This window comes from Modicisalibacter sp. 'Wilcox' (assembly GCF_010993675.1).
Lineage (GTDB): Bacteria > Pseudomonadota > Gammaproteobacteria > Pseudomonadales > Halomonadaceae > Modicisalibacter > Modicisalibacter tunisiensis.
This window is the reverse complement of the sequence record NZ_WNXF01000007.1, coordinates 140,812-167,567: the sequence shown is the minus strand read 5'-3', so window position 1 is coordinate 167,567 and position 26,756 is coordinate 140,812. Positions and strand designations below refer to the sequence as shown.

General features: G+C 66.2%; 20 protein-coding genes and 2 pseudogenes. 13 read left to right on the top strand and 9 right to left on the bottom strand.

Translation table 11 applies throughout. From position 1 onward, the window contains the following. Positions 1-53 precede the first annotated feature (53 nt). From aceF to aroQ, 4 genes are all read left to right on the top strand, one after another. Positions 54-2,078: a dihydrolipoyllysine-residue acetyltransferase gene (gene aceF, locus G7A98_RS08800; RefSeq protein WP_163649289.1), complete on the top strand. Its 2,025-nt coding sequence runs from the start codon at positions 54-56 to the stop codon at positions 2,076-2,078. A 148-nt stretch (positions 2,079-2,226) separates the two neighbouring features. After that, complete coding sequence (glnE, locus tag G7A98_RS08795; RefSeq protein ID WP_163649288.1) at positions 2,227-5,259, top strand: bifunctional [glutamate--ammonia ligase]-adenylyl-L-tyrosine phosphorylase/[glutamate--ammonia-ligase] adenylyltransferase; 3,033 nt, start codon at positions 2,227-2,229, stop codon at positions 5,257-5,259. Positions 5,260-5,401: 142 nt separating this feature from the next. Further along, the gene (locus G7A98_RS08790) at positions 5,402-6,115 is read left to right on the top strand and encodes a hypothetical protein (protein ID WP_163649287.1); all 714 of its coding nucleotides are present in this window, start codon (positions 5,402-5,404) and stop codon (positions 6,113-6,115) included. A 112-nt stretch (positions 6,116-6,227) separates the two neighbouring features. After that, positions 6,228-6,659 (top strand): type II 3-dehydroquinate dehydratase, encoded by a 432-nt coding sequence (gene aroQ / locus G7A98_RS08785; RefSeq protein ID WP_163649286.1) that lies wholly within the window; start codon positions 6,228-6,230, stop codon positions 6,657-6,659. 494 nt (positions 6,660-7,153) lie between these two features. Here aroQ and G7A98_RS08780 read toward each other — a convergent pair whose 3' ends face one another. The 6 genes from G7A98_RS08780 to G7A98_RS08755 form a co-directional block, all read right to left on the bottom strand. Further along, complete coding sequence (locus G7A98_RS08780) at positions 7,154-8,002, bottom strand: 3-hydroxyacyl-CoA dehydrogenase NAD-binding domain-containing protein (RefSeq protein WP_163649285.1); 849 nt, start codon at positions 8,000-8,002, stop codon at positions 7,154-7,156. Between the two features lie 257 nt (positions 8,003-8,259). Further along, a complete protein-coding gene (locus tag G7A98_RS08775; protein ID WP_163649284.1) occupies positions 8,260-8,748 on the bottom strand; it encodes a MarR family transcriptional regulator in 489 nt (162 codons plus the stop codon). A 69-nt stretch (positions 8,749-8,817) separates the two neighbouring features. After that, on the bottom strand, positions 8,818-9,957 hold the full coding sequence (gene aliB / locus G7A98_RS08770; protein ID WP_163649283.1) for a cyclohexanecarboxyl-CoA dehydrogenase: 1,140 nt from the start codon (positions 9,955-9,957) through the stop codon (positions 8,818-8,820). Between the two features lie 75 nt (positions 9,958-10,032). Continuing rightward, complete coding sequence (locus G7A98_RS08765; RefSeq protein WP_163649282.1) at positions 10,033-10,818, bottom strand: enoyl-CoA hydratase-related protein; 786 nt, start codon at positions 10,816-10,818, stop codon at positions 10,033-10,035. A 39-nt stretch (positions 10,819-10,857) separates the two neighbouring features. Beyond that, positions 10,858-11,625 carry an SDR family oxidoreductase gene (locus G7A98_RS08760; protein ID WP_163649281.1) on the bottom strand — a complete coding sequence of 256 codons (768 nt, stop codon included), beginning with the start codon at positions 11,623-11,625 and terminating at the stop codon, positions 10,858-10,860. A gap of 50 nt (positions 11,626-11,675) precedes the next feature. Beyond that, a complete protein-coding gene (locus tag G7A98_RS08755) occupies positions 11,676-13,319 on the bottom strand; it encodes an AMP-binding protein (RefSeq protein ID WP_163649280.1) in 1,644 nt (547 codons plus the stop codon). A gap of 241 nt (positions 13,320-13,560) precedes the next feature. Here G7A98_RS08755 and G7A98_RS08750 point away from each other — a divergent pair, with 241 nt between their 5' ends. The 9 genes from G7A98_RS08750 to G7A98_RS08710 are packed head-to-tail and all read left to right on the top strand — an operon-like array spanning position 13,561 to position 23,165. After that, entirely contained in the window at positions 13,561-14,334 is a 774-nt protein-coding gene (locus tag G7A98_RS08750; protein ID WP_163649279.1) for an enoyl-CoA hydratase, read from the top strand. Positions 14,335-14,375: 41 nt separating this feature from the next. Then, positions 14,376-15,263 (top strand): enoyl-CoA hydratase-related protein, encoded by an 888-nt coding sequence (locus tag G7A98_RS08745; RefSeq protein WP_163649278.1) that lies wholly within the window; start codon positions 14,376-14,378, stop codon positions 15,261-15,263. Further along, complete coding sequence (locus G7A98_RS08740) at positions 15,260-16,456, top strand: acyl-CoA dehydrogenase family protein (protein ID WP_163649277.1); 1,197 nt, start codon at positions 15,260-15,262, stop codon at positions 16,454-16,456. The genes G7A98_RS08745 and G7A98_RS08740 overlap by 4 nt, the downstream gene beginning before the upstream one ends. Before the next feature lie 9 nt (positions 16,457-16,465). Then, positions 16,466-17,608, top strand: coding sequence for an acyl-CoA dehydrogenase family protein (locus tag G7A98_RS08735; RefSeq protein WP_163649276.1), 1,143 nt, complete (start codon positions 16,466-16,468; stop codon positions 17,606-17,608). A 40-nt stretch (positions 17,609-17,648) separates the two neighbouring features. Beyond that, a complete protein-coding gene (locus G7A98_RS08730; RefSeq protein ID WP_163649275.1) occupies positions 17,649-18,830 on the top strand; it encodes an acyl-CoA dehydrogenase in 1,182 nt (393 codons plus the stop codon). A 28-nt stretch (positions 18,831-18,858) separates the two neighbouring features. Then, entirely contained in the window at positions 18,859-19,608 is a 750-nt protein-coding gene (locus G7A98_RS08725) for an electron transfer flavoprotein subunit beta/FixA family protein (RefSeq protein ID WP_163649274.1), read from the top strand. Positions 19,609-19,622: 14 nt separating this feature from the next. After that, on the top strand, positions 19,623-20,549 hold the full coding sequence (locus G7A98_RS08720) for an FAD-binding protein (protein WP_163649273.1): 927 nt from the start codon (positions 19,623-19,625) through the stop codon (positions 20,547-20,549). Positions 20,550-20,560: 11 nt separating this feature from the next. Beyond that, positions 20,561-22,078, top strand: a complete 1,518-nt coding sequence (locus G7A98_RS08715; RefSeq protein ID WP_163649272.1) for a 3-hydroxyacyl-CoA dehydrogenase — start codon at positions 20,561-20,563, stop codon at positions 22,076-22,078. 52 nt (positions 22,079-22,130) lie between these two features. Next, a complete protein-coding gene (locus tag G7A98_RS08710; RefSeq protein ID WP_163649271.1) occupies positions 22,131-23,165 on the top strand; it encodes a zinc-binding dehydrogenase in 1,035 nt (344 codons plus the stop codon). Positions 23,166-23,271: 106 nt separating this feature from the next. On the opposite strand, the pseudogene G7A98_RS16705 reads toward G7A98_RS08710, so the two are convergent. The 3 genes and pseudogenes from G7A98_RS16705 to G7A98_RS08695 all read right to left on the bottom strand — a co-directional run. Further along, a pseudogene (locus G7A98_RS16705) lies at positions 23,272-23,983 on the bottom strand (IS5 family transposase); the annotation flags it as partial. 171 nt (positions 23,984-24,154) lie between these two features. Then, a pseudogene (locus tag G7A98_RS16605) lies at positions 24,155-24,487 on the bottom strand (TIM barrel protein); the annotation flags it as partial. Positions 24,488-24,821: 334 nt separating this feature from the next. Beyond that, positions 24,822-26,564: an FAD-dependent oxidoreductase gene (locus G7A98_RS08695; RefSeq protein ID WP_163649269.1), complete on the bottom strand. Its 1,743-nt coding sequence runs from the start codon at positions 26,562-26,564 to the stop codon at positions 24,822-24,824. Positions 26,565-26,756 lie beyond the last annotated feature (192 nt).

Below are 26,756 nucleotides of genomic sequence, written 5' to 3'. Positions count from 1 at the left end.
CTGAAGGACACGTGGCCCGTCCGCGCCGAGCACGATTTGGAAGGAGCGCGACCTTGAGTAGCGAAATCATCAAAGTTCCCGATATCGGCGGCAGCGAAGACGTCGAGATCATCGAGGTGGCCGTGTCCGAGGGCGATGTCATCGCCCCCGAGGACACCATGATCACGCTGGAGTCCGACAAGGCCAGCATGGACGTCCCCGCGCCCAAGGGCGGCAAGGTCGTCAAAGTGCTGGTCAAGGAAGGCGATACCGTCTCCGAGGGCGACGACATCCTCGAGCTGGAAGCCGAGGGTGGCGGCAGTGACGAGTCCGCCGAGGAGTCGGCACCGGCCGAGGACGCCCCGAAGGCCGAGGACAAGCCGGCCGAGAAGAGCGAGAAGGGCGGCGGCCAGGCCGCGAAGAAGTCCACGGGCGGCGGCAAGCGCACGGTGGAGGTCAAGGTCCCCGACATCGGCGGCAGCGAGAACGTCGAGATCATCGAGGTGGCCGTGGCCGAGGGCGACAGCGTCAATGCCGAGGACGCGCTGATCACCCTGGAGTCCGACAAGGCCTCCATGGACGTGCCCAGCCCGCATACCGGCAAGCTGGTGTCGCTGGCGGTCAAGGAAGGCGACACCGTCTCCGAGGGCGACCTGATCGGCACCATGGAGATCGAGGGCGAGGGCGGCGATGAGGCCGAGTCCACCCCGGCCGATGACGAGTCGGCGCAGGCCGACGAGAGCGCCGAGGCGGAAGCGCCGCAGGGCGACGACGCCGAGGAAGCATCGGGCGAGCCCGAGCGCAAGGAGATCCGCGTCCCCGACATCGGCGGCAGCGAGAACGTCGAGATCATCGAGGTCGCGGTGTCGGCCGGCGATGCGATCGACGAGGAAGACCCGCTGATCACCCTGGAGTCCGACAAGGCCTCCATGGACGTGCCCAGCCCCTACAAGGGCACGCTGGTCGAGATCAGCGTCAAGGTGGGCGATACCGTCTCCGAGGGTGACCTGATCGGTTACATCGAGGTGGCGGGTGCCAAGCCCAAGCCGAAGAAGACCGAGGCCTCCAAGAGCGGCAGCAAGCCCGCGGCCCAGGCCGAGAAGCCGGCGGCGGCCCCTGCCGGTTCGCCGAGCCCCGAGGCCCAGGTGGCCAACGAGCCGCCGCGCGACGGCAAGCTGGTTCACGCCGGCCCGGCGGTGCGCATGCTGGCCCGCGAGCTGGGCGTCGACCTGGCGCAGGTCAAGCCCTCCGGGCCCAAGGAACGCGTGCTCAAGGAGGACGTGCACACCTACGTCAAGCAGGTGATGAGCCAGAAGTCGGCGGGCGGCGCACCCGCGGCGGCCGCGCCGGCGGCCGGGGGCTCGGGCATTCCGCCGATCCCCGATCAGGACTTCAGCCAGTTCGGCGAGATCGAAGAGAAGCCGATGGGCCGCCTGATGAAGATGGGCGCCACCAATCTGCACCGCAGCTGGGTCAACCTGCCGCACGTCACCCAGTTCGACGAGGCCGACATCACCGAGCTGGAAGCCTTCCGCAAGTCGATGAAGGCCGAGGCCGAGGCACAGGGTGCCAAGCTCACGCCGCTGCCGTTCCTGATCAAGGCGGCCGCCTTCGCGCTGCGCAAGTTCCCGCAGTTCAACGTCAGCCTGAAGAGCGACGGCGAGACGGTGGTGTGGAAGAAGTACGTCCACATCGGCATCGCCGTCGACACCCCGGACGGCCTGATGGTCCCGGTGATCCGCGACGCCGACAGGAAGTCGCTGGTCGACCTGGCCAAGGAGTCCGTGGAGCTGGCCAAGAAGGCGCAGTCGAAGAAGCTCAAGCGCGAGGAGATGACCGGCGGCTGCTTCACCATCTCGAGCCTCGGCTCGATCGGTGGCACGGCGTTCACGCCGATCGTCAACGCGCCGGAAGTGGCGATTCTCGGCGTCTCCAAGTCGCAGATGAAACCGGTCTGGGACGGTCAGGCCTTCCAGCCGCGGCTGATGATGCCGCTGTCGCTGTCCTACGACCACCGGGCGGTCAACGGGGCCGACGCGGCGCGCTTCACCGCGTTCCTCGGCCAGGTGCTCACGGATATCCGTCGCCTGCTGCTGTAACGCCCGACCGTCGGCCTTTCACGGCCAACGTCAACGACGGCGGCCCGAGCGATCGGGCCGCCGTTTTTTTGTCCGTGTGCGGCGGTTCAGTGTCGCCGGGCGCTTGGTTATGCTGGGGGTATCTTCACCGACCGCACGGAGCCCTGCCATGGCGCTGCCCGACGCCTTTCTGCCCCTGATGGACCTTCCCTCGTCGCTGCAGGAGCGCCTGCAACAGATCGAGACGCGCTGCCGGGACGCCCTCGTGCAGGCCGACGAGCGGGCCGGCCGGGAGGAGATGGACCCGCCCGGCGAGGCCTGGGCGGCGCTGTCCGAGTCGCGCCGCGCGGCGCTGGCGCGGGTGCTGGCCGTGTCCGACTTCGCCGCCGACGTGCTGGTTCGGCATCCGGGCTGGCTGGCGCAGCTGGATGCCGACGCCGAGCTCGATGCCGCGCCCGACCGGGCGACCCTCGACGGCTGGCTGGCAGATGCGCTGGACGGGGTCGACAGCGAGGAGCAGCTGCACGCCGCACTGCGCCGGTTCCGCAACGCCCGCCTGCTGGGCATCGTCTGGCGGGATCTGGCGCGCCCCGAGGGCCACACCATGTGGGATACCGCGGCGAGCGTCTCGCGGCTGGCCGAGTGCTGCCTGGAGGGGGCGCTCGACTGGCTGGAGCAGCACCTGGCGCCGCGCTGGGGGCTGCCCGCGCCCTGTGCCGACGGCACCCCGCAGCGGCTGGTGGTGCTGGGCATGGGCAAGCTGGGGGCCGGCGAGCTCAACCTGTCCTCCGACATCGACCTGATCTTCGCCTTTCCCGAGAAGGGCACCACCCAGGGCGGCAGGCGCGAATACGACCACCAGGAGTACTTCACCCGGCTGGGGCAGAAGCTCATCGCCGCGCTGGATGCGCCCACCGCCGACGGCTTCGTCTTCCGTGTCGACATGCGCCTGCGTCCGCTGGGCGACGGCGGGCCGCTGGTGGGCAGCTTCGCCATGCTCGCCAGCTACTATCAGGACCAGGGCCGCGAGTGGGAGCGCTACGCCATGCTCAAGGCGCGCCCGGTGGCCGGCGATCTCGATGCCGGACGCGAGCTGCTGGAGAGCCTGCGGCCGTTCGTCTATCGCAAGTACCTGGACTTCGGGGCCATCGAGTCGCTGCGCGAGATGAAGGCGCTGATCAACCGCGAGGTGCGCCGCCGCGGGATGGACGAGAACATCAAGCTCGGCCCCGGCGGCATCCGCGAGGTGGAGTTCGTGGTCCAGGCCTTCCAGCTGATCCGCGGCGGGCGCGACACCGAACTGCAGGTCACCTCGCTGCGCCAGGCGCTGGCGCACCTGCCCGAGCTGGAGCTGCTGCCCCAGGCGGTGGTCGACGAGCTCGAGCCGGACTACGTCTTCCTGCGCGACCTGGAGCATGTCCTGCAGGCGCTCGACGACCGCCAGACCCAGACCCTGCCCTCGGCGGCCATCGACCAGGAGCGGGTGGCGCTGGGGATGAGCCACGACGGCTGGTGCTTCGAGGACTGGCCGGCGCTGATGGCGCATCTCGGCGAGGCCCGGGAGCGGATCCGCCGCCACTTCGATGCGGTGATCGCCGAGCCCGAGGCCGACGAGGAGGACGCTCCGACCGAGACCCCAGAGGGCAGGGAGGCGGCGTCGCGGCGTGTGCCGCTTAGCGAATGGCGGGCCCTGTGGCGTGGCGAGCTGGACGACGACGAAGCCCGCGAACAGCTTGCCGAGGCCGGCTTCGACGATGTGGCGGGCGCCCTGCGCCGGGTCGCGGCGCTGCGCCAGTCCCGGGCCGTGCAGGGCATGCAGCGGATCGGCTTCGAGCGCCTCGATGCCCTGATGCCGCTGCTGCTCGATGCCGCGGCCGACAGCGAGGCGCCGACGGTCGCCCTGGAGCGGGTGCTGCCGCTGATCGAGGCGGTGCTGCGGCGTACCGCCTATCTGGCCCTGCTGCGCGAGAACCCCGACGCCCTGGAGCACCTGATGCACCTGTGCGGCGCCAGCCCGTGGATCGCCGAGCAGCTGGCCCGCCACCCGGTACTGCTCGATGAGCTGCTCACCCCGGCGACGCTCTACTCGCCGGCCGACAAGGCGCGGCTGGCCGACGAGCTGCGTCAGGCCCTGACGCGGATTCCCGAGGACGACGAGGAGGCCCGGCTCGAGGCGCTGCGCATCTTCAAGCATGCCCAGGTGCTGCATGTGGCGGCCTCCGACATCGCCGGCGCGCGCACGCTGATGAAGGTCAGCGATTACCTGACCTTCATCGCCGAGGTGGTGCTGGAGCGCGTGCTGGGCATGGCCTGGCGCCACCTGGTCCGCAAGCACGGCTGTCCGCAGCGCCACGACGGCTCGCGGGCCACGGCCGACACGCCGGCCTTCCTGATCGTCGGCTACGGCAAGCTGGGCGGCATCGAGCTGGGCTACGGTTCGGATCTCGATCTGGTGTTCCTGCACGACGGCGCCCTGCAGGGCAGCACCGACGGCCCGCGGCCGATCGACAACAGCGTCTTCTACACCCGGCTGGGGCAGCGCATCATCCACCTGCTGACCGCCGTCACGCCGGCCGGCGCCCTCTACGAGGTCGACATGCGCCTGCGGCCCTCGGGCAACGCCGGGCTGCTGGTCACCAGCCTCGATGCCTTCGCCGAATACCAGCGCCACGAGGCCTGGACCTGGGAGCACCAGGCGCTGGTCCGCGCCCGGGTGGTGGCCGGCAATGCCGCGCTCGGCGAACGCTTCGCGGCGGTTCGCGGCGAGGTGCTGGGGCGGGAGCGTGACCCGGCGACGCTGCGCGACGAGGTGGTCAAGATGCGCCACAGGATGCGCGAGCATCTGGGCAGTCGCGCCGACGCGCGCGAGGCGGGGCGCTTCGACCTCAAGCAGGACGCCGGCGGCATGGTCGACATCGAGTTTCTCTGCCAGTACGCCGTGCTGGCCTTGAGCCATTCGGAACCGGCGCTGCTCGAGTGGAGCGACAACATGCGCCTGATCGAGACGCTGGAAGCGACGCGGCATCTGAGCGGCGAGCAGGCCCGCCAGCTGCACGATGCCTACCTGGCCTACCGGGACACCAGCCACCGGCGGGCGCTGGCCAAGGCGAGCGGCCCTGTCGAGGAGGCCCCCTTCCACGCCCATCGGGAAGCGGTGACGGCGCTGTGGCGGGCCTGGCTGGAGCCCGCCGCTGATGACTGATCCGGCGGCCCAGGGCGACGCGGCACCATTGACTATGCTTGATGCAGGCTAATGCCGCCGCCGGGGGACGCCATTAGCCTTGCGACGCGTCACGAGCGCGCGGGAGGCGCGTTCTTCATGTTACCGGGCAAAGGGAGAAGCCATGTTCGAGTGGATCGCGCAGCACAAGGCCGTGCTGACCGTCTTCACCAACCTGGGGACGCTGTGCATCTGGCTGGTCTACGCGCAGCTGCTCTACTGGGGGTTCCGGCGCCAGCGCCGCCCGCGGCTGATCATCAACCGCGGCAAGCAGAAGGACATCAATGCGCTGTGCATCATCAGCAACATGAGCGCCGAGTCGATCTTCATCGAGTACATCATCGCCGAGCTGGAGACGAATCACGGGACCATCGTGATGGATGTCACCGACTTCGAGATGCAGTACAACGAAGGCGAGTCGGTCGAAAAGGACGGCGAACGGCCCGCCGCGCACGACCGGCCGCTGGCCGAGAACACGCGCCAGGGCCCGCTGGGTTCGGGCGACTTCCTGCACATCGGGACCTTCGACGGCCTGATTCGCCGCATGGCGCGTGACGAGGGCATCGAGATGGAAGGGCACAGGCCCTGCGGTGACCTCGAGTTCAGGAGCCTGACGATCCGGCTGATCGGCATCTACGGACCGGAGGACATGCCGATTGGCGCCGTGCGTTCCTTCCGGCTCCAGGACAACGACCGCTACTGCTCGCTGACCCCCACGTCCTGGGACACCCGTCGGCTGGCCTCGCGTCGCGAGCGTCGCCAGCTGCGCCGGGAGGTGCAGCGGCTCAACTCGACCAACTTCAGCGTGTCGTCGTCGTTCCAGCAGGCCGAGAAGTGAGCGTGACCTGTCGCTGCCTTGCGGTGCTTCTGCGAAGATAGCGGGGCCGGACGCCCAGGCGGCCCTCGCCGGCGCCGGCCCCGATTTCGACGCTTCGCTGGAGACCACCCCCATGAGTACCCACAAGATCCTGGTGCTGCACGGCCCCAACCTCAATCTGCTGGGCACCCGTCAGCCCGAGATCTACGGTCACGAGACGCTGGATGACATCAACAACCGGCTCTATGAAAAGGCCGCGATCAACGGCTGGGAGATCGCCTGCCGGCAGAGCAATCACGAGGGCGAGTTGATCGATGCCATCCAGGCCGCACGGACCGACGGCACCGATCTGATCGTCATCAACCCGGCCGCCTACACCCACACCTCGGTGGCGATCCTCGATGCCCTCAACGCCTACGAGGGTCGGGTCATCGAGGTGCATCTCTCCAACATCCACAAGCGCGAGGCATTCCGCCACCACTCCTACGTCTCGCACCGCGCCGACGGCGTGATCGCCGGGCTGGGCAGTCAGGGTTACCTGCTGGCGCTCGATACCCTGGACTGACCCTTCCAGCGCTCATTGCGCGTTTTTCGCCATGGCGATTCGCCATGGCGTTTTTATTCTACCTTTGGGCAGTCTCGAATTTCCGGCTCATTAGGGCTCTGGCTAACAGGCCAAAATTATCTCAAACTTATGACGACGCTCACCGTTTTCGATAACGGAATTGCCTTGGTGACAAGACTGTATGGCGCTTTAAGAAGCGCGTTTCCTCTGCCATGCAGTACAAAGTTCTGCGATTGTTAGATGGGTCCAGGGTTTCAAGAAATTCTGGAGTGATGTTTTCTGGGAAAGGGCTTTTTAGCCAATATTTTTGGTCATGAGTCATCGTAACTCCGTTAATGCTTTTAATTTTTATTGTGCGCTATTTCTGTCGGATTTCAGTGCAATTTTTTGCGTAGGTGCAATCCAGAGATTAGGCAGGATGATGCGTATTTCACCGGAATTTTCGATGTTCGCTATGAAGTTTTGTCTGATGCATGACCTTGCGATTGGCGTATTCAAGTATAGACGTAAAAGCCACGACCGCTTTTGTGGCCCAAGTGGCCGGCGGCCACCATGCGGCTGAGCAAAGGGCAAGGCCGATATTTAGGATCACCAAGGCCTTCCTGAAGCGTTTCCATAATCGCCAGACAGACATCCAGGCCGATCAAGTCGGCTAGCGCTAACGGCCCCACGGGATGAGCAGCCCCCAACTGCATGGCTCGGTCAATATCCTTCATAGAAGCCACACCCTCCTGAACAAGGAAAATCGCCTCGTTGATCATCGGGATCAGCAAGCGATTGACAGCGAACCCTGGGGAGTCAACGATTTTCACTGCGATCTTGTTCAATTGGAGGGATAACGACTCGATACGGGCTATGGTAGCGTCTGAGGTCTGCTCCGCACGAACCACCTCGACCAGCTTGAGCACTGGCACGGGGTTGAAGAAGTGCATACCTACCACCCTTTCAGGATGCTCACATACTGCAGCCAGCTGAGTTAGGGACAGCGATGAAGTGTTCGAGGCCAGAATGGTATCTTTACTCAGTCGAGAGAGGTCCCGGAAAAGCTGTTTCTTTAGTGCTGGCTCCTCGGGGGCGGCTTCGATAATAATTTCACAATTTCCCAGCTCCTCCATAGTGTTGGTGCCACGCAGTCGCCCTAGGGCCGCGGCCTGGGCGTCATCGCTCAGTTTTTCCTTCTCGACCAGCCGTGAGAGTGCCTTGGAGATGGCTTCATGGGCATGAGAAAGCTGAGGGGTAGCCACATCATAGAGAAGAACATTTCGACCGCTCGTAGCTAGGATCTGGGCGATTCCTTGGCCCATGGTTCCGACCCCAACCACACCTATGGTTCCTTCAGTCATTGGCAGGTCTCCTGTAATATGTACATTATTTATAGCTTTATTGCCTGCTGGCCGACGAAACAATGCTCAAGGATTGGGAACCAAGATGATGAGCCTCTGCAAGCTCAAGGGGCCCTGGCGAGTTCGGTATTGAATATCCTAATCTGGTAGGGGCGCATCAGTGGAGTGTCCGAAATTTAGCGTGGTTTTCATGGGTGCTTCCACCTTCCCTGTATAGCGGTTTTGAAAGAATCCTAGTATAGAGGGAGCGAGGTCAGCTAAAGTTGAGGCACGTTATTCTCAACACCCTCTTCAGTCGGGTATGGTTGTATCTGTTCGAGATCCTTTTGCAACTTGTTTAAATAGTGCAACAGGCTGACGGTTTCGTCGAAACCCATACTCTTGAGCCCTTCAGTATAGAAGTACCGAATTTTCTGCTGGATACTTGCCCAAAAGTCCCGGCCATCTGGAGTCAGCAGGATCAGTCGAGCGCGACCATCGTCAGGATGTGGCGTTCTTCGCACGTAACCTTCCCGTTCCAGACGTTTGAGGACACCATCCAAGTTTTGCCGACTGACGACCAAGTACTCGGTCAGATCATGAAAGGCGATACCCTCTTCGTAGCCACTACGGGAAAGAGCTCCCAGTACCGCCCACTGCACCGTAGTGAGTCCAACGGCATTGACCGTTTGCTTCTGCAAGATGTTGCTGGCTTGGAAAAGCCGAAAAAATAACCGGTTGGCGACGCTCTTATCGTCCTGATCCATCGGGATTACTCCTGTGTCAACACTTGGCGCCACCAGCAAAGACAGGGCTCCGGGTCTTGATGATGGCCTTTACCGTGGGGCCGACTGGCGCGCGATGATGTTCTTCATGATCTGGGCGGTGCCGTCACCGATCTGCAGGCCCATCACATCACGCAGGCGCTGGGCAAAGGGCAGGTCCTCGCCGTAGCCGGTATGGCCGTGGGCCAGCAGGCACTGCTTGACGACATCGAAGGCCAGCTTGGGCCCCCACCACTTGCACATCGCCGCTTCCGTGGTGTGGGGCAGGTCGTGATCCTTCAGCCACAGAGCGTAGTAGCACTGCAGGCGGGCGGCCTGCACCTGAGTCTGGTACTCGGCCAGGGGGTGAGTGAGTCCCTGGAAGGCCGCCAGCGGCTGGCCGAAGGCCTCGCGCTCGGTGAGCCACTGCCAGGTCTCGTCCAGCGACTGCTGGGCCAGTGCCAGGCACTGCAGGCCGATCAGCGCGCGGCTGTAGTCGAAGCCCTGCATGACCTGCTTGAAGCCCTGACCCTCGTCACCGAGCATGTGATCGGCGGGCACCGCCACATTGTCGAAGAAAATCGAGCCGCGGCCAATGGCCTGTTGTCCCGAATCCTCGAAACGGCTGGTGGAGATACCGGGGAGATCCATGGGCACTAGGAAGGCGCTGATGCCACCGGCGCGCTGTTCCTGGCTGCCGGTGCGGGCGAACACCACCGCCACGTCGGCCTGGTCGGCCATGGAGATCGAGGTCTTCTCGCCGTTGAGCACGAAGTGCTCGCCGTCGCGGGTGGCCCTGAGCTTGAGGTTGGCGGCGTCACTACCGCCGTGGGGCTCGGTCAGGGCGATACAGCAGATTTTTCTGCCTGAGGTGATGCCGGCGAGCCACTCGCGAGCCAGATCGGGCCGCGCATGGTGGGCGATGATCTGGCCGTTCAGTGAGGCGAGCAGCGGCAGGTAGCCGACATTGAAGTCGCCGCGGGCGATCTCCTCGATGATCACCCCGCTGGTCACGCAGTCCAGGCCACTGCCGCCGTACTCTTCCGGCAGCTCGCCGCCCAGGCAGCCCATCTCGCCGAGCTGCTCGACGATCTCGCGCTCGATGCGACCGTCCATCTCGCGCTGGCGATAGCGGGGTGCCAGCAGGTCGCCGGCCAGCTTGGCGACGCTCTCGCGGATGGCGTCCTGCTGTTCGGTAAAGGCAAAGTTCATAACCATCTCCATGCACATGGGATAAGCCGTCGGCCGTGCAGGCCGACGGCGCCTGCCCTCAACGCTTTGGTGGCATCACTGGTTGTAATACTTGCGGAACTCGGGCTTGCGCTTCTCCTTGAAGGCGGTGACCCCCTCCTTCGACTCCTCGGTGTCGTAGTAGAGGCTCAGGGCCTGCATGCCGAGCGCCCCGATACCGGCGATGTTCTCGCTGTCGGCATTGAAGGAGCGCTTGGCGATGGACAGCGCGGTGGGGCTCTTCTCGAGGATCTCGTCGCACCACTTGCGCACTTCGTCGTCGAGCTTTTCCGGCGGCACCACGGCGTTGACCAGCCCCCAGTCGAGCGCCTGCTGGGCGGTGTACTTGCGGCACAGGTACCAGATCTCCCGGGCGCGCTTCTCGCCGACGACCCGTGACAGATAGGCGGTGCCGAAGCCGGGATCCACCGAGCCGACCTTGGGGCCCACCTGGCCGAAGACGGCGTTCTCGGAGGCGATGGAGAGGTCACAGACCACGTGCAGCACATGGCCGCCGCCGATGGCGAAGCCGTTGACTCGGGCGATGACCGGCTTGGGCACCTGACGGATCAGGGTCTGCAGCTCCTCGACCGGCAGGCCGATGATGCCTCGGCCGTCGTACTGCCCCTCGTGGGCGCCCTGGTCGCCGCCGGTACAGAAGGCCTTGTCGCCAGCGCCGGTCAGCACGATAACGCCGATCGACTTGTCCCAGCCGGCGCGGTTGAAGGCATCGAGCAGCTCCATGCAGGTCTGGCCGCGGAAGGCATTGTAGCGCTCCGGGCGGTTGAGGGTGATGGTAGCCACGCCGTCGGTGACGTCATAGAGGATATCTTCGTAGTTCATTGTCGAGCTCCTGTTGAGGGACGCGGAGGGTGATGTCTTTCAGCCGGCCATGGTCAGGCCGCCGGACACACTGACCACCTGACCGGTAATGAAACTGCCCTCGTCGCTGGCGAGCAGGGTGATGATGCCGGGGTAGTCCTCCGGCTGACCGATGCGCCGCATCGGCACGGCGTTGCGGAAGGCTTCCAGCAGCTTCTCCGGGTCGCGTGCGGTCTCCGCCACGCCCTTGAGCAGCGCGGTGTCGGTGGGGCCAGGGCAGACCACGTTGAGGGTCACGTTCTTGCTGGCGAGCTCCCGGGCCAGGGTCTTGCTCAGCCCCAGCAGGCCCGCCTTGCAGGCGGCGTAGACCGCCTCGCCGGAGGAGCCGACGCGGGCCGCGTCGGAGGCGATGTTGATCACCCGGCCGCCGCCGGCCTCGACCATCTTAGGCAGCACCACGTGGTGCATGTTGAGCGCGCCGGTCAGGTTGATGGCGATCAGCGACTCCCACATGGACGGCTCGGTCTTGAGGAACGGCATGAAGCGATCAAAGCCGGCGTTGTTGACCAGCACGGTGGGGGTGCCCAGCTCCTGCTCGATGCTCGCGACAGTGGCGACGATGGCGTCGTAGTCGGTGATATCGGCGCCATAAGCCTTGGCCTGACCGTTGGCCTCGGCGATGATATCGACGGTGTCCTGGGCCGCCGCCGCGTCGCGGTCGAGTACCGCGACCTTGGCGCCATGCTCGGCGAAGCGCTGGCATACGGCACGGCCGATGCCGCCGCCGCCGCCGGTCACGATAACGGTCCTGCCATTCAGTCCTTTCATGGTTGTCTCTCCACGGGAGTTGGGGGTAAGGCTTGTTGCAGGGATTGGGCTCAGCCGATCTGGCTGGCCTGCTCGCGCAGCTTGTACTTCTGGATCTTGCCGGAGGGGGCGTACGGCAGCTCGTCGAGCACCTCCAGGAACTCCGGCTGGTACTGGCGGGTCACCTTGCGCTCGCTCAGGAAGTCGGTGACCTCTTCGAGACTCAGCGATTCCGCGCCCTCCTTGAGGGTCACGTAGGCGCACAGCCGCTCGCCGAGGCGGTCGTCGGGCTTGCCCACCAAGGCCAGGGTCTGGATCTTCGGGTGCTGGTAGAGGGTGTTCTCGATATCGACGATGGGGATGTTCTCGCCGCCGCGGATCACCACATCCTTGGAGCGCCCGGTGATGCGCACATAGCCCAGCTCGTCCAGACGTGCCAGGTCACCGGTGGGAAACCACCCCTCGTCATCCACGCCGTAAAGCTCGGGCTGCTTGAAGTAGCCGACGAACAGGCTGGCGCCTCGCATGTAGAGGAGCCCCTCCTGGCCAGCGGGCAGAGGGGTTCCGTCCATATCGGTGACCTTGAGCTCAACGTGGGGCAGCGGCACGCCATCGGTGTGCACGGCGCGTTCGGGGGCGTCGTCGGGCAGGGTGGTGGTCACCGCGCCGTTCTCGGTCATGCCCCAGGCGGAGAGGATCCGCGTCGACAGGTTCTGGGCGGCCTTCTCGACCAGGGGGCTCGGAATCGGCGCGCCGGCGCACAAAAAGCGGGTTAGCGACTGCAGGTCGGAGCCATGCTCGAGGGCCTGTTCGGCGATATCGTCTAGGAAGGGGGTCGAGCCGAGCATCAGGCTGGGCTGTTCCGCGCGAATGATGCGTGTCGCCTCGTCGGGCTTCCAGGTGTCTTGCAGCACCGCCGTGGCCTTCAGGTAAATCGGCAGCATCAGGCCGTAGAGGAAGCCCAGCTGGTGGGCCAGCGGAGAGGGCATGAAGGTCGTGTCCCTCTCCGCCAGCCCCAGTCGCTCGGCGAAGGGACGGATGTTGCTGAACAGGGTGTTGGAGGTGTGCATCACCCCCTTGGGCTTGCCGGTGGTGCCAGAGGTGTAGAGCAGCTGCACCACATCGTCACCGGAGGGGCGACGCTCTCTGAACAGCTCAGCGGTGTCGGTCTCCTCTTCCCAGGCGCGTTTCAGTAGCACCTTCTCGAAGCTGTCCTCACCCTCGCTGCCGATCACGAGTACATGCTGCAGGGTTGCGATCTCGTCTTTCAGGGCGTGGGCCATGGCGGCGTGGTCGAAACCGCGGAAGGTCCGGGGCACCACCAGCACATTACTTTCGGCCAAGTCGAGCATGAACGCGAGTTCATGTTCGCGAAAGATCGGCATAAGCGGGTTGAGCACAGCACCGATGCGCACGCAGGCCAGGTGCAGGGCGGTCATCTGCCACCAGTTGGGCAGCTGACAGGAGACGACCTCCCCCTTCCGTACGCCCAGACCGGCCAGACCGGCCGCCATGCGCGTCACGATCCGGTTGAGCTCGGCATAGCTGAGCAAGGTCCGGTCATCTTCGAAGACGCGATACCCGATGATGGCTGGACGATCGGCGTGCTCGGCCACTGCCTTGTCCAGACAGTCCGTAATGATCGTGTCATTCCAGGCCCCCGCCTCGACCATGGCACTGCGACGCTCTGGTGTCAGGTTTGTCTCGATTAGCATGCAAGCTCCTGAAACGTAGTCGTTATTCGTTGTGAGTCGCTCTTGCGAGGGCGCTGCGAGAGATGTGCGCCTGAAATGGAAGCTAGGCCATGGAAAAAAATATGTCAACACATTGTCTTTTATTTTGAGCGTGGCTAGACTCGATCCCAGGTGAAGTCGGAATCCCGGCCAACAGGCTTGACATCCTGTTGTCATGAATAATGCCAGGGCGCTCTTCGGTCGCGGCATCTAGGAGGCAGCCATGTACGAGAATCTGCAGGTCGAACGGTCGGGTGCAGCCGGGGTGATCACCCTGCATCGCCCCGAGGCCCACAACGCCTTGAACGGTGCGCTGATGCGTGAGCTGGGCGAGGTCCTCCACGCCTTCGAGCGGGATGACGCCATCGGCGCCATGGTGATCACCGGCGGCGAGCGGGTCTTCGCCGCCGGTGCCGATATCAAGGAGATCCAGTCGCTCACCTTCTCCGAGGCCTACCTCGCGGATTTCGTCACCGATACCTGGGAGGAGGTGACCCGCTGCCGCAAGCCGGTGATCGCCGCGGTGGCCGGTATGGCGCTGGGTGGTGGCTGCGAGCTGGCGATGATGTGCGATCTGATCATCGCCGCGGACACCGCGCGCTTCGGCCAGCCCGAGATCAAGGTGGGTACCCTGCCCGGCGCCGGTGGCACCCAGCGCTTGACCCGCGCCGTGGGCAAGGCCAAGGCCATGGACCTGTGCCTGACCGGGCGCCTGATGGACGCCGAGGAGGCCGAGCGCAGTGGCCTGGTCAGCCGGGTGGTGCCGGCCGAGCGGCTGCTGGACGAAGCGCTGACGGTGGCCGCACAGATCGCCGAGCTGTCGGCGGTGGCGGTGCGCCTCAACAAGGAAGCCGTCGAACGCGCCCAGGAGACGACGCTGGCCGAAGGGGTGCGCTTCGAGCGCCGCCTGCTGCACGCCAGCTTCGCCACCGAGGACCAGAAGGAGGGCATGCAGGCCTTCATCGACAAGCGCCCGCCGATCTGGCGGCATCGCTGAGCCCCTGGCTTGGTCGACCACAACACGGGAGAGAGCGTCACATGAGCAACCCCGTCACTCTGACTCGAGAGGGCCGCTGTGGCCTGATCACAATCTTCAAGCCCCCGGTGAATGCCTTGGGGCAGGCGGTGCGATCCGGACTGATGGAGACCCTGGCGGCGGCGCTGGATGACGTCCGAATCGACTGGATCATGCTGCAGTCGGGGGGGCGCTGCTTCTCTGCCGGTGCCGATATCAAGGAGTTCGGCCAGGATCCCCAGGCACCCCTGCTGCCGCAGGTGATCGATGCCATCGAAAGCTCTTCCAAGCCGGTGGTGGCTTGGCTGCACGGCGTCTCCCTGGGCGGAGGACTGGAGCTGGCCATGGCCTGTCATTACCGGCTTGTCGTGCCCGAGGCACGTTTCGGCCTGCCCGAAGTCAAGCTGGGGCTGATTCCCGGTGCCGGCGGCACCCAGCGCCTACCACGACTGGTCGGCCTGGAAGCCGCCCTCGAACGGATCCTGTCCGGAGAGCCCATTGGTACCGAGCGCGCCCTCGAACTGGGGCTGGTGGATGGCGTGGCCGAGCAGAGGCATACGACCGAGGAGGTGCGCATCGCCATGGCGGCCGAGTTCGCCGCACGCGGCGTCCGGCCTACCCGAGAGCACGCGCTCCATTCCGAGAGCAACGACCCTCTCGACTGGCTGGCTCGTCAGCGCTCGGCCCTGGCGCTGCCGGAGTCCTCCGGCGATCTGGCGCCGCTCAAGGCGATCGAGGCACTCGAAGCTGCCATTACCCAACCCTTCGACAAGGCACTGGCTCGCGAGCGCGAGTTGTTCCTCGAGTGCCTGGCCTCGCCGCAGCGGCAGGCCAAGGTGGAGGCCTTCCTCGCCGGACGTCACGACGACCGGCTCGCTGACCGAGATGACACACGGGGGGCTAACGCATGAACATCCATTACAGCAACGAGGAACTGGCCTTTCGCGATGAGGTTCGGGCTTTCCTCGAGGCTGAACTACCCGATGACATCGCCGCCAAGGTGCGCCTAGGCAAGAAGCTTGCCAAGGCGGATCACCAGCGCTGGCAGGCAATCCTCAACCGCCGCGGCTGGTATGCCGCCAACTGGCCGGTCGAATATGGCGGCACCGGCTGGAGCGTGGTGGAGAAGTATATCTTCGAGGAGGAGTGCGCGGCCGCCGGCGCCCCGCGGCTGATCTCCTTCGGCGTCAACATGGTCGCACCGGTGATCATCGCCTTCGGCACGCCCGAGCAGAAGGTCCACTACCTACCGCGTATCCTTGACGGCAGCGACTGGTGGTGCCAGGGCTATTCCGAGCCGGGGGCCGGCTCCGACCTGGCCTCGGTGAAGACCCGCGCAGTACGCGAGGGCGATCACTACATCGTCAACGGCCAGAAGACCTGGACCACCCTGGGCCAGCACGCCAACCGCATCTTCTGCCTGGTGCGCACCGACCCCGAGGCCAAGCCCCAGGCCGGCATCTCCTTCCTGCTCATCGACATGGACACCCCCGGGATCTCGGTGCAGCCGATCATCACCCTGGACGGCGCCCACGAGGTCAACGAGGTGTTCTTCGACAATGTGCGGGTGCCGGTGGAGAACCGGGTGGGCGAGGAGAACGACGGCTGGACCTGTGCCAAGTACCTCCTGACCCACGAGCGTACCGGTCAGGCCGGGGTCGGCATCTCCAAGGCGGCCCTGGCCCACCTCAAGGCGATCGCCAGCCGTGAGGTGATCGACGGTCGCCCGGCGCTGGAGGACCCGCTGTTGCGTCAGCGCATCGCCGAGGTGGAGATGCGCCTGATGGCGGTGGAGATGAGCACCCTGCGCATCCTGGCTAGGGCCCAGGCCGGTGGGGTGCCGGGGGCGGAGAGTTCGATCCTCAAGGTCACCGGCTCCGAGATCCGCCAGGCGATCAGCGACCTGGCCCGCCGGGTGCTGGGGCCCCACGCCCTGCCATTCCTGGCCGACGAGATGGTGCTCGAGCATGATGGCGAGCCGCTGCATGCCGACTACAGCGCCACCCCGGCCGCCCACTACTTCAACCTGCGCAAGCTGTCGATCTACGGCGGCTCCAACGAGATCCAGAAGAACATCCTGGCGAAGGCCCAGCTGGGCTTATAGGAGGCCACCATGGACTTTTCTCTCAGTGACGAGCAGCAGATGCTGCAGGACATGCTGGCCCGACTGGTCAGGGAGCACTACCCCCTCGAGCACCGCGACCAGGTGCAGCGCAGCGAGCCGGGCTTCAGCGAGGCCTTTCAAGGCCAGCTGGCCGAGCTCGGGGTGCTGGCGGTACCCATCGACGAGACCCACGGCGGCATGGGCGGCAGCGGCGTCGATCACCTGGTGGTGATGCAGGAGCTGGGCCGCGGGCTCTGCCTGGAGCCCTTCCTGGAGTCCCAGCTGCTGGGCGGCGGGCTGGTGCAGGCGCTGGGCAGCGATGCCCAGCGCGAGGCGCTGCTGCCGGCGCTGACCGCCGGGGAACTGCGCCTGGCAGTGGCCACCGAGGAGCCGCGTACCCATTACTGCGCCGCGTGGACCGAGACCCGCGCCGAGCGCGTGACCGACGGCTGGCGCCTGACGGGCCGCAAGTCGGTGGTGATCGGTGGCCAGGCGGCGCATCGCCTCCTGGTGGTGGCGCGCACCGCGGGGGGGGCCGGCGAATGTGACGGCCTCTCGCTGTTTGTGGTCGACTCGGATGCACCGGGCGTGCAGCGCCGCGCCTATCCCACCATGGCGGGCCCCTGGGCCTGTGACCTGACCCTCGAGGGCGTGACCCTGGCCGACGACGCCCTGCTGGGCGATGCCGGCGAGGCCTTCGAGGCGCTGGATTACCACCAGGGGCGCGCCATGGCGGCCCAGTGTGCCGAGGCGGTGGGCAGCATGCAGCAGGCCTGCGACCTGACCCTCGAGTATCTCAAGACCCGCCAGCAGTTCGGCAAGCCGATCGGCCGCTTCCAGGTGCTCCAGCACCGCATGGTGGACATGACTACCGAGCTCGAGCTGGCCACCTCCATGGCGATCCTCGCCGCCTGCGTGGCCGACGAGCCGGCAAGCCTCGAGCGCAGCCGCCAGCTGATCGCCGCCCAGCACGTGGTCAAGCGCGCCGCCCGGTACATCGCCGAGCAGGCGATCCAGCTCCACGGTGGTATCGGCATGACCTGGGAGTACAGCCTCGCCCACCATGCCCGTCACCTGGTGATGCTCGGCCATCGTTTCGGCGATGACGACCGCCACCTCAAGGCCTATGCCGACCTCCTCGAGGCCAGCTGAAAAACAACAGCCCCATAACGACAAGCAGAGGAAACGCCCCATGTCCCACAACCCCGCTTTCCATTGGCAGGACCCGCTGCTCCTCGACCAGCAGCTGACCGACGAAGAGCGCATGGTGCAGCAGAGCGCCGCCCAGTTCGCCGCCGACAAGCTCGCCCCCCGGGTGCTGGAGGCCTTCCGCCACGAGCAGACCGACCCGACGATCTTCCGCGAGATGGGCGAGACCGGCCTGCTGGGGGCCACCATCCCCGAGGAGTACGGCGGCAGCGGCCTCAACTACGTCTGCTACGGCCTGATCGCCCGGGAGATCGAGCGTGTCGACTCCGGCTACCGCTCGATGATGAGCGTGCAGTCCTCGCTGGTGATGGTGCCGATCAACGAATTCGGCACCGAGGCGACCAAGCAGAAGTACCTGCCCCGGCTTGCCAGCGGCGAGTGGATCGGCTGCTTCGGCCTCACCGAGCCCAATCACGGCTCCGACCCCGGCTCGATGGTGACCCGGGCACGCAAGGTCGAGGGCGGCTGGCGCCTGACCGGCAGCAAGACCTGGATCACCAACAGCCCCATCGCCGATGTCTTCGTGGTGTGGGCCAAGGATGACGAAGGGGACATCCGCGGCTTCGTGCTGGAGAAGGGCTGGGAAGGCCTCTCCGCGCCTGTCATCCATGGCAAGGTCGGGCTGCGTGCCTCGATCACCGGCGAGATCGTCCTGGACGACGTCTTCGTGCCCGAGGAGAACCGCTTCCCCGAGGTGCGCGGCCTCAAGGGTCCCTTCACCTGTCTCAACTCGGCCCGCTACGGCATCAGCTGGGGCGCGCTCGGCGCCGCCGAGGACTGCTGGCACACCGCCCGCCAGTACACCCTGGATCGTCAGCAGTTCGGCCGGCCGCTGGCCGCCAACCAGCTGATCCAGAAGAAGCTGGCCGACATGCAGACTGATATCTGCCTGGCCCTGCAGGGCTGCCTGCGCCTGGGGCGCATGAAGGACGAGGGCATCGCCGCCTCGGAGATCACCTCGATCATGAAGCGCAACAGCTGCGGCAAGGCGCTGGATATCGCGCGCCTGGCCCGGGACATGCTCGGTGGCAACGGCATCAGCGACGAGTTCGGGGTCGCGCGCCATCTGGTCAACCTCGAGGTGGTGAACACCTACGAGGGCACCCATGACGTCCATGCCCTGATTCTGGGGCGCGCCCAGACCGGCATCCAGGCCTTCTGCTGAGCCTCACAACAACAACAGGAGAAACACCATGAAGATCCTCGTCGCGGTCAAGCGCGTCATCGATTACAACGTCAAGATCCGCGTCAAGGCGGATCACTCCGACGTCGACCTCACCAACGTCAAGATGGCCCTGAACCCCTTCTGCGAGATCGCCGTGGAAGAGGCGGTACGGCTCAAGGAGAAGGGCGTGGGCACCGAGGTCGTCGCGGTCACCGTGGGGCCCAAGGCCGCCCAGGAGCAGCTGCGCACCGCACTCGCCCTGGGCGCCGACCGGGCCATCCATGTGCAGACCGATGAGCGCGTCGAGTCGCTGGGGGCCGCCAAGGCGCTGGCCAGGGTGGTCGAGGACGAGCAGCCGGACCTCACCATCCTCGGCAAGCAGGCCATCGACAGCGACAACAACCAGACCGGCCAGATGCTCGCCGCCCTGACCGGCCGCCCCCAGGGCACCTTCGCCTCCGAGGTGGTGGTCGAGGACGGCACGCTCAAGGTGACCCGCGAGATCGACGGCGGCCTGCAGACCGTGGCGCTGACCTTGCCGGCGGTGGTCACCACCGACCTGCGCTTGAACGAGCCGCGCTACGCCAAGCTGCCGGATATCATGAAGGCCAAGAAGAAGCCGCTCGAGACCCGGACGCCCGAGGATCTCGGCGTCGACATCGCCCCGCGCACCACCCAGCTCAAGGTCGAGACCCCGGCCGAGCGCAAGGGCGGTATCAAGGTGGGCTCGGTGGACGAGCTGGTCGACAAGTTGAAGAACGAAGCCAAAGTCCTTTGAAAGGAGCTGATCTCATGAGCATTCTGGTCCTCGCCGAACATCACGACGGTCAGCTCGCCGGCGCCACCGCCCATGTGGTCGCCGCGGCGCAGGCGATCGGAGGCGATATCGACGTGCTGGTCGCCGGCGAGAACGTCGCCGCCGTGGCCGAGGCGGCCGCGGCGCTCGATGGCGTGAGCCGCGTACGGGTCGCCGACGCCGCGGTCTACGCCCACCAGCTCGCCGAGCCGCTGGCCGACCTGCTGGTCAGCCTCGCCGACGACTACTCGCACGTGCTGGCCGCCGCCTCCACCACCGGCAAGAATGTCCTGCCGCGGCTCGCCGCGCTCAAGGACGTCGCCGCGCTCTCCGACATCCTGAGCGTCGAGAGCGCCGACACCTTCAAGCGGCCGAACTACGCCGGCAACGCCATCGCCACCGTGCAGTCGGGCGATGCGCTCAAGGTGATCACCGTGCGCACCACCGCCTTCGACGCGGTGGGCGAGACGGGCAGTGCGACGATCGAGGCCGTCGATGGAGCGGTCGACAACACCCTCTCGTCCTTCGTCGACGAACAGCTCGAGCAGAGCGAGCGCCCCGAGCTGGGTGCCGCCCGGGTGGTGATCTCCGGCGGCCGCGGCATGGGCAACGGTGAGAACTTCCAGCTGCTCGAGGGCATCGCCGACAAGCTGGGCGCGGCGATCGGCGCCTCGCGCGCCGCGGTGGACGCCGGCTTCGTGCCCAACGACATGCAGGTCGGCCAGACCGGCAAGATCGTCGCCCCGGACCTCTACATCGCTGTGGGCATCTCGGGGGCCATCCAGCACCTGGCGGGGATGAAGGACTCCAAGGTGATCGTCGCCATCAACAAGGACGAGGAAGCGCCGATCTTCCAGGTGGCGGATTACGGCCTGGTGGGCGACCTGTTCGAAAGGCTGCCCGAGCTGGAAAGCAAGCTCTGAGGAGACAAGGCATGGCGGAGGGAAATAAAGAGCGGATCGGCGTGGTCGGCAGCGGGGTGATGGGGCGCGGTATCGTCCAGCTGTTCGCCACGGCGGGTCACGAGGTGTGGCTGCATGACAGCCGCGAGGGGGCCAGTGAGGAGGCGCTGGGCTTTATCGATGGGCTGCTCGAACGTTCGGTGACCAAGGGTCGCCTCTCCGAGAAAGAACGGGACGCGACCCTGGCGCGCCTGCATGTCGCTGACTCCGTGGCGGGGCTCGCCGACTGTGACCTGGTGATCGAGGCGATCGTCGAGAACCTGGAGGCGAAGCAGGGGCTGCTGTGTCAGCTGGAAGGGGTGGTGGCCAGCGAGGCGATACTGGCCAGCAATACCTCGTCGCTGTCGGTGACGCGCCTCGCCAGCGCCTGCCGTCACCCCGAGCGAGTGGCGGGTTTCCACTTCTTCAACCCTGTGCCGCTGATGAAGGTCGTCGAGGTGGTGCGCGGCGAGCGGACGCGCCCGGCGGTGATCGAACGCCTGGAGCGGCTGGCCCGGCAGGCCGGCCACTTCCCGGCGGTGACCCCCGATACCCCGGGTTTCCTGGTCAACCATGCGGGACGCGCCTATGCCCCTGAGGCGCTGCGCCTGCTGGACGAGGGCATCGCCAGTCCCGAGCAGATCGATCGCATCCTCTGCCGGACCCTGGGCTTTCGCATGGGGCCCTTCGAGCTGCTCGACCTGATCGGGCTCGATGTCACCCATGCGGTGATGGAGTCGGTCTATCGCCAGTTCTATGACGACCCCCTCTACATGCCTTCCTGGCAGGTGCCCCGGCGCCTTGCCGCCGGCCTGTTGGGGCGCAAGAGCGGTGAGGGCTTCTATCGCTATGCAGACGGGAAACGGCTCGCGACAGAGAACTCCCCGCCGCCGGCGGTACCCGTGACGCGGCCCTTCTGGCTGGATCGCCAGGAGCCCGAGTGGCGCGAGCGAATCGCGTCGCTGGTGGAAGCGGCCGGCTCGTGGCTCGAACAGGGCGCTTCACCTTCGGCGGAGGCCATCTGCCTGGTGACTCCGGTCGGGGAGACGGTCAGTGCCTGCATCGCCGAGCGGGGCCTGCCTGCCGAACGCACCCTGGCCCTGGAGACCCTGGCCGGCTTCGATGCCTGTCGGGTGCTGATGAGCCACCCGGCCATCGAGGCGGGCGTGCTGGCCCAGGCGACCAGTGCCCTGGGCAGCGACGACGTGCCGGTGGAGGTGATCCACGATTCGCCAGGCTTCGTGGCCCAGCGCATCCTCGCCTTCATGGTCAATATCGGCGCCGAGATCGTGCGGCGCGGCATTGCCGAACCGGCCACGCTCGACAAGGCGGTCAAGCTGGCGCTGGGCTATCCCGAGGGGCCACTGGCCTTCGGGGATCGCTATGGCGGTGAAACGTTCGTGCGGGTGCTCGGCTGCCTGCATGACCACTATGGCGAGGCACGCTACCGGCTCAGCCCCTGGCTGAAGCAGCGGCTTCAATTGAGTCTGCCGCTGTGTGAAGGCGGATAACCAATCTTCTCGGGCATCAGCCGATGTGTTTGTAACCTTTGAGGGGGAAGCCATGAAAGCCGTATTGATTACCGCCCATGGCGGCAATGAGGTGGTCGAGGTTAGGGAAGCCGAGCGTCCTCGGCGTCAACCGGGTGAGGTGCTGGTGCGCATCGAGGCCGGCACACTCAACCAGGTGGACCTCTACATGCGCAACAGCGGGGCGGGCATCACCCACGAACTGCCCCTGGTCATGGGACTCGACGGGGCCGGCGCCGTGGAGGAGGTCGATGCCGAGGAAGAGCGGGTTTCGGTCGGCCAGCAGGTGGTGATCTACCCGGATATCTCCTGTGGCCGCTGCGAGTTCTGTCGTCGCGGTGACAATGTGCTGTGCACCCGCATGAAGCTCTTGGGCGAGCATATCGATGGCACCTTCGCCCAGTGGATCAGCGTGCCCGCGCAGAACGTCTTCCCCATGCCCAGGCACCTGGACTTCCTGCAGGCGGCGGCCATGGGCGTGAATTACCTCACTGCCTGGCGAATGGTGTTCACCAGGGCCCAGCTGAAGCCCTGGGAGACCGTGCTGGTGTTCGGGGTGGGCGGTGGCGTATCGCTGGCCGCCATGCAGCTGGCCAGAAGCACCGGTGCCCGGGTGATCGTGACCTCTCGCGAGGATGACAAGCTCGAGAAGGCCCTGGAATTGGGCGCCCATGAGGCGATCAACAGCAGGACCCAGGACGTGGCCAAAACGGTCATGGCGCTTACCGAGGGGCGCGGCGTGGATGTGGTCATCGAGAATGTCGGTGAGGCTGTCTGGTCCTCGGCCCTGAAGTCGCTGGTGCGTGGCGGACGCCTGGTGACCTGCGGGGCGACTTCGGGGGATCAGCCCCCGGCGGACCTGAAGCGTATCTTCATCCGCCAGCTGCAGATCATCGGCTCCACCAGCGGCAATCTATCCGAATTCGCCGACCTGCTGGCCTATGTGGAGCGCCACGGGATCACCCCGGTCATCGACAGCGCCTATCCGCTGGATGAGATTCACGAGGCACTGGATCGTCTGGAGGCGGGTGGTCGGATGGGCAAGGTGGGGCTCACATTCAATCGCTGAGAAAGGTGTTTACAACTTATCAGGACATGCGTGGCGGTCGAGTTGGCTGGTTGAGTAACTGACGCCCCGCTCCCAGCCAGCCCCCAATCACCGATACCTCGACACGTCGGTCATGGTGCAACACCAGCCGGCGTACCTTTTCGATCCAGGCATGCGTTCGTTCGACGACCCGCCGCTTCGGCATGAATCCCGTGGCATCAGACTGGCACGTAAAAGAGGCCTCCCTGATCCGGTATACATCAGCGGCCGACAATGGCATTGGTGGGATGGCGCACGACCTCGACCGTCACGGCATGCCGCTGTGGATCGTCTGGGCACAGCGTCCGGCATAGCTGGCATCCACGAACACCGTGGAGAGTCCGGCGTACTTGTTCAGACCGTTGACCATGACCGGGTGGGCACCGTCACGCGCCTGAACACTGGCGGCTGTCGCACTCACGGCGAGCACCAGTCCCTAGATATCGACCAGCACATGGCGCTTGCGGCCTTTGACTTTTTTGCCCGCATCGCAGCCACGCGGCCCGCCTTGCGGTGAACTCCGCGTCGACTGGGCATCGGATCACGTTCCTCCCTGCGCACGCAACCGGTCATGCATCTGTTCGAACTTGCCTTGTTGGCTCCCGCGACGGAACGTCCACGAGATGTTCTGCCAAGGCAAGAAGCCCCGGGGCAACATGTGTCACGAGCAGCCACTGCGAACCATATAGCAGCACGCATCGACCAACAGACGTCGGAGGTAACGAAGCGGCGTCCCGCGCTCCCCCTCTCTCCTCGAAGAGGCCAGCGACGAAACGCCATTCCTCATCGGTCAGCGAACTCACCGCGCATGGTGTTGCTGTGAAACCTGTCTCATGGCGTGTGGGCAACCCGGCGCCGGCTGGCCGCCAGCGCCAGTCGAGCGCGCTCACGCCCCGGTCGCGCAGTGCCTGGGTGGGGATCTCCAGGCTCAGCGGCACGCCCTCGGGCAGCACGGCGAGCAGGCCCACGAGGTCGATATCGCCCTCGCCGGGAAAACAGCGTGCCTGGCGGGCCTCGTGGATGATCGCCGCCATGTCGTCGGGGCATGGCCCGGCGACATCGCAGAGCTGGACGTAGCGCAGCCAGTGGCGCGGCACCTCGGCGAGCGCGTCGAGGCGGCTGCCCGAGCGGTCGAAGTGGAAGGCGTCGACCAGCAGGCCGGCGTTGGGCCGGTCGGCGGCGGCGACGATGCGCCGGTCCTGGCCCAGGTCGCGGACCCCGGTCCAGGGCATGAACTCCAGGTGCGGATGGAGGCCGACGCCGGCGGCCAGGTCGCACAGCGCGGCGAAGTTGTCGGTGAGCAGCGTTTCGCGTCGTCGTTGCCGGCGATGAGCACCTCGCTGGCGCCCAGCTCGGCCCCGACCTCGAGCACGTGGGCGAAGTCGCGCGCGACGTCGGTCTCCGGCTTGAGGCGCAGGATCTCGATGTCGAGCACCGCAACGCCGGTGTCACGCAGCTTCGCCCGGGTCCGCCGGCGCAGCCCCGCGTCGGCGACCAGCGGGAAGTGGTGCTCCTCGGGCGTGGCGGGGATCAGCCGCAGGCCGACCCGGTCATAGCCGGCGCGGGCCGCGACCTCGACCATCTCGGGCGGCGAGAGCTCGAGCACGGTCAGGGCGGCGAGGGAAAAGAGGCGTTCGGTCATGGCGTGTCTCGCTGTGCAGTGGCTTCGACCGGTTGCGATGCGTCGTCGAGGTCGGCGGCGTGACGGGCGGCGATATACCCGAAGGTCATCGCCGGGCCCAGGTTGACGCCGCCCGCCGGGTAGAAGCCGCCCATGATGCTGGCCATGTCGGTGCCGGCGGCATAGAGCCCGGAAATCGGCCGGGCTTCGGCATCGAGTACCCGGGCGTGTTCGTCGGTCTCGAGCCCGGCGAAGGTGCCGAAGCTGCCGGAAACGACCTTGATGGCGTAGAACGACCCGTGCTCGAGCGGCGCCACGCAGGGGTTGGGCGCGTGTGCCGGGTCGCCCTGCTTGCGGTTGTAGAGCGTCGAGCCGCGGCCGAACTCGGGGTCCTCGCCGTGGCGGGCATGACGGTTGTAGGCCTCGACGGTCCGGGCCAGCCCCGCCGGATCGATGCCGCAGCGTTCCGCCAGCTGCTCCAGGCTGCGGCCGCGCTTGAGGTAGCCGCGGCGGATCCAGTGCCGGAACGGCACCGGTGCCGGGCGCACTATGCCCATCCCGTAGCGGCGCAGGAAGCGATGGTCGCAGATCAGCCAGGACTCGACCGCTTCGCCCTCCGGCACCGCCTCGAGCAGCGCCGCCACGTAGTCGTAGTAGCCGTGGGCCTCGTTGACGAAGCGCCGGCCGTCGGCCAGAACGCCGATAATGCCGGGCTTGCCGCGGTCGATGATGTGCGGGAAGTGGCCGATGCGGCCGTTCGGGTAGGGCACCGCCGACACCGGGCACCAGGCGGCGGGCGAGGCCAGAGTGGTACTCACGTGGCCGCCGGCGGATTCGCCCAGGGTGGTGCCGTCGCCGCTCGCCGATTCGGGCGGCAGCGCCAGGTGCTCGCGGCCGGTCGGCGTGCGCGGGAAGTAGCGTCGGCGACGTTCGATGTCGTTGGGGAAGCCGCCGGCGGCGAGCACTACGCCGCGCCGGGCGTGCAGCGTCACCTCTCCGTCACGAGTTGCTACCGTCACGCCGCACACGCGACCGTCCTCGATCGTCAGGCGCCGGGCGGGCGAGGCGGTCCAGGTTTCCACGCCCAGGGCATCGGCGGACTTGACCAGCCGCCCGATCAGCGCCACGCCGTTGACCCAGTTCATGGCGCGCCGGTAGCGGGCGAGATGGTAGAGGTGGCGCGTGATGCGACGCGTCACGTATGCGGCCGAGCGCAGCGAGCGGGTCACGGTGAGAAACGCCATCAGGTCGGGCCCGGCCTGGATCGGCATGCCCAGGAAGGCGGTTTCGGGCATGGTCCGGCGCACCTTGCGAAGGCTCGTGCCCAGCTCGCGGGCGTCGAAGGGTGCGGCGATCACCGAGCGGCCGCCGGTCCCGGCGCCGGGGGTGGTGCCGTGGATGTCGGGGATGGCGTTGCCGTCGTGGAACTGCAGCGCGGTGTGTTCCTGATAGAAGTCGACCATGCGCGGCGCGGCATCGAGGAAGGCATCAATCCTTGCCGCGTCGAAGCGCTCGCCGAGCTCGTGGCGCAGATAGGTGCGGATCGTCTCGACGTCCTCGTCGATGCCCGCCTCCCGGGCGAAGCGGTTGCGCGGTACCCACATCCAGCCGCCGGACCAGGCGGTGGCGCCGCCCAGCACGTCTTCCTTCTCCACCACGATCACCTCGAGGCCGTGGTGCGCCGCAGTGACCGCCGCCGAGAGGCCGGCGGCACCGGATCCCACCACCACCAGGTCACAGTGTCGTTCGTGTGTCGTCATGACTCGGCTCTCCGGGGGCTGACACCGTCACCGATCGCCACCATACGCAGGGACATGAACAGAGTCCTTTTTCGTGATTTTCTAGAAATTAGAACTTTGTTCCAAAATATGCAATACGCACAGGTGTTCGCTATTCGCGGTAGACGTGGGTGATGGGGCTTGCGGGCCTAGGCGTATCGGCATACGGCCCGG

Coding starts and splice junctions, on each gene's coding strand:
- aroQ (WP_163649286.1), top strand. CDS start 6,228: ATGAGTACCCACAAGATCCTGGTGCTGCACGGCCCCAACCTCAATCTG.
- G7A98_RS08740 (WP_163649277.1), top strand. CDS start 15,260: ATGAACATCCATTACAGCAACGAGGAACTGGCCTTTCGCGATGAGGTT.
- G7A98_RS08790 (WP_163649287.1), top strand. CDS start 5,402: ATGTTCGAGTGGATCGCGCAGCACAAGGCCGTGCTGACCGTCTTCACC.
- glnE (WP_163649288.1), top strand. CDS start 2,227: ATGGCGCTGCCCGACGCCTTTCTGCCCCTGATGGACCTTCCCTCGTCG.
- G7A98_RS08710 (WP_163649271.1), top strand. CDS start 22,131: ATGAAAGCCGTATTGATTACCGCCCATGGCGGCAATGAGGTGGTCGAG.
- G7A98_RS08765 (WP_163649282.1), bottom strand. CDS start 10,818: ATGAACTACGAAGATATCCTCTATGACGTCACCGACGGCGTGGCTACC.
- G7A98_RS08720 (WP_163649273.1), top strand. CDS start 19,623: ATGAGCATTCTGGTCCTCGCCGAACATCACGACGGTCAGCTCGCCGGC.
- G7A98_RS08760 (WP_163649281.1), bottom strand. CDS start 11,625: ATGAAAGGACTGAATGGCAGGACCGTTATCGTGACCGGCGGCGGCGGC.
- G7A98_RS08755 (WP_163649280.1), bottom strand. CDS start 13,319: ATGCTAATCGAGACAAACCTGACACCAGAGCGTCGCAGTGCCATGGTC.
- aliB (WP_163649283.1), bottom strand. CDS start 9,957: ATGAACTTTGCCTTTACCGAACAGCAGGACGCCATCCGCGAGAGCGTC.
- G7A98_RS08725 (WP_163649274.1), top strand. CDS start 18,859: ATGAAGATCCTCGTCGCGGTCAAGCGCGTCATCGATTACAACGTCAAG.
- G7A98_RS08750 (WP_163649279.1), top strand. CDS start 13,561: ATGTACGAGAATCTGCAGGTCGAACGGTCGGGTGCAGCCGGGGTGATC.
- G7A98_RS08745 (WP_163649278.1), top strand. CDS start 14,376: ATGAGCAACCCCGTCACTCTGACTCGAGAGGGCCGCTGTGGCCTGATC.
- G7A98_RS08695 (WP_163649269.1), bottom strand. CDS start 26,564: ATGACGACACACGAACGACACTGTGACCTGGTGGTGGTGGGATCCGGT.
- G7A98_RS08775 (WP_163649284.1), bottom strand. CDS start 8,748: ATGGATCAGGACGATAAGAGCGTCGCCAACCGGTTATTTTTTCGGCTT.
- G7A98_RS08730 (WP_163649275.1), top strand. CDS start 17,649: ATGTCCCACAACCCCGCTTTCCATTGGCAGGACCCGCTGCTCCTCGAC.
- G7A98_RS08735 (WP_163649276.1), top strand. CDS start 16,466: ATGGACTTTTCTCTCAGTGACGAGCAGCAGATGCTGCAGGACATGCTG.
- G7A98_RS08715 (WP_163649272.1), top strand. CDS start 20,561: ATGGCGGAGGGAAATAAAGAGCGGATCGGCGTGGTCGGCAGCGGGGTG.
- G7A98_RS08780 (WP_163649285.1), bottom strand. CDS start 8,002: ATGACTGAAGGAACCATAGGTGTGGTTGGGGTCGGAACCATGGGCCAA.